This is a genomic window from Streptomyces sp. NRRL B-24572, from assembly GCF_002156145.1.
Taxonomy (GTDB): domain Bacteria; phylum Actinomycetota; class Actinomycetes; order Streptomycetales; family Streptomycetaceae; genus Streptomyces; species Streptomyces vietnamensis.
Genome location: NZ_MWIG01000719.1, coordinates 1 through 1,997 on the forward strand (window position 1 = coordinate 1; position 1,997 = coordinate 1,997).

Here is a 1,997-nt window from a genome sequence, read left to right on the forward strand (position 1 = left end):
CCGACCCTGATCCGCCGGACGGCCCTAGGCCGTCAGCCAGGCCAGGGCACCGGAGAGGTGGGCGCGGAACGCCGGGTCGCGGTACGTCTCCGAGGCGTGCCCGAGCGCGGTGAAGAAGAAGCGGCCCCGGTCGACCTCCCGGCACCAGACGAGCGGGTGGTCGTCGCCGTGGGTGCCTCCCCGGTAGGAGGTCTCGTCGGCCCGTGCCAGGATCCGTACGCCACCGTCCCCCGGGTGGGACGTGAAGTTGTACCACTCGTCGGTGCGGGCCCAGCGGGCCGGGAGCGGGGCGGTCGCCGGATGGTCGCGGTCGCCCACGAGGACGAGGCCCGGCTGGATCTCGGGGTGGCCGTCGAACCGGGTGCCGAGGAGCTCGCCGTAGAAGGGCCAGTCCGGTTCGGCGTTGGCGGCGGCGTGCACGGCGAGCAGCGAGCCGCCGCCCCGGAGGTACGCCTCGAAGGCGGTGCGCCCCTCGGGCGTCAGGACGTTCCCGGTCGTGGACAGCAGGACGACGACGGCGCACCGGCCGAGCCGCTCGGGAGTGAAGGCGTCGGGATCCTCGGTGATATCGGCCGCCCTTCCGAGCTCGCGCGCCAGCCCGGCGAGGGCGGTGGCGCCGGCGGGGATCGAGTCGTGGCGGTATCCCGCCGTACGGGTGTAGATCAGGACGTCGGCGGTGGGCACGCGGTGGACTCCAGGGCGGTACGGAACGGGGCGGGTGGCGGAGAAAGCCGGGGAAAGCCTGGGAGAAAGCGCTTTCCCCCGCCGCCCCGACCGTAGCCACCGAAAACCGCGGGCCGCAACCCCCTCCGCTCCTGCACACTGCCCCGATGACGCCTCTTCATGATCACGCCCGGCGGGCCCTCGCCCACGTCGCCGACCGCTCCACCGGCGATCCGCTCGACCCGGCCCTGCGGATCACCCTCAACTTCCACCCGCACTTCCTGCACCGGCTCGCGGACGAGGGGGTCTACCGCTCCCAGTTCGTCACCGGCACCAGCAACGGCGACCTCACCGCCCGCCCCGGCGGGGACCGCTGGCACTGGGAGAGCCGCATATTCGGCGGGGCGTACGACGCGGCCCCGGCGGAGACGCGCCCGGTGTACGGCGCCCTCGACTTCCGCCGCCGCCCCTTCGGCGCCGCTCCTCGCTTCGGCTCCGCCCATCTGCGGCTCACGACGGCCGCCGTGGAGCGTGCGACCTTCTGCTATCCGGACAGTTTCCTGGAGCCCGACGACTTCGGCGTCGCGTCCCGCATGCGCCTGATCGCCCTCGCCGAGGCCGACGAGCAGGATCCGCTCGACGACTACATCGAGGCGCAGGTCCACGGCCCGGTGGTGATCGGGCGGGACGTGGAGGCACTGGTCCTGGACCCGAGCCACCGGGGCACGGAGGTGGAGGAGGCGGCGCGGCGGCTGCCGTGCCCGGTGGAGTGGCACGGGGGTTTCCGCGTCTCCGTCGACGAGCTGCGGCGGCACCCCGACTTCCGGGGGCCCGAGTACGTGGAGCTCGCGGCCCGGATCGCGGTCGACGGCCGCCTCGACCCCCGGATCGTGCAGGAGGCGGCCGCCTCGGGACGGTACGACCAGCAGGACGTGAAGAGGGTCTGGCACTACCTGGCCCGCTTCGGCGCCCCCGTCGCCCGCCCTTAGACCGTGTCCTATGTGGTGAGGCGGTCGTTGAGGCCGTCATGGGGCGGGGTACGTGGAGTTGGATTGTTCCGGACGGGTTGTGGGAGATCGCCAAGCCGCTGATCCCGCCCTCCCGGGTGCGGCCGCAGGGTGGCGGGACGCAGGACACGCCTGATGAGACACTGTTCGCCGCGATCATCTACGTGCTGGTGTCCGGATGCGCCTGGCGGGCCCTGCCACCCTGCTTCGGGATATCGAAGTCGACCGCGCACCGCCGGTTCCTGATCTGGTCGCGTGCAGGAGTCTGGGGCCGGCTGCACGAGGAGATCCTGCACCGCCTCGACGACGGCCTCCTGGATCTGTCTC

At 72.8% G+C, this 1,997-nt stretch carries 3 protein-coding genes; 2 read left to right on the plus strand and 1 reads right to left on the minus strand.

Annotated elements, in window-relative coordinates; all coding sequences use genetic code 11:
- Positions 1 to 24: 24 nt before the first annotated feature.
- Positions 25 to 684, minus strand: a complete 660-nt coding sequence (locus CCN56_RS34390) for a ThuA domain-containing protein (RefSeq protein ID WP_086831734.1) — start codon at positions 682 to 684, stop codon at positions 25 to 27.
- A gap of 146 nt (positions 685 to 830) precedes the next feature.
- On the opposite strand from CCN56_RS34390, the gene CCN56_RS34395 reads away from it, so the two are divergent.
- Entirely contained in the window at positions 831 to 1,652 is an 822-nt protein-coding gene (locus CCN56_RS34395) for a DUF3626 domain-containing protein (protein ID WP_086831735.1), read from the plus strand.
- Between the two features lie 38 nt (positions 1,653 to 1,690).
- Positions 1,691 to 1,997, plus strand: a 307-nt coding sequence (locus tag CCN56_RS34400; RefSeq protein ID WP_143664713.1) for a transposase, incomplete at its 3' end; no start/stop codon positions are given.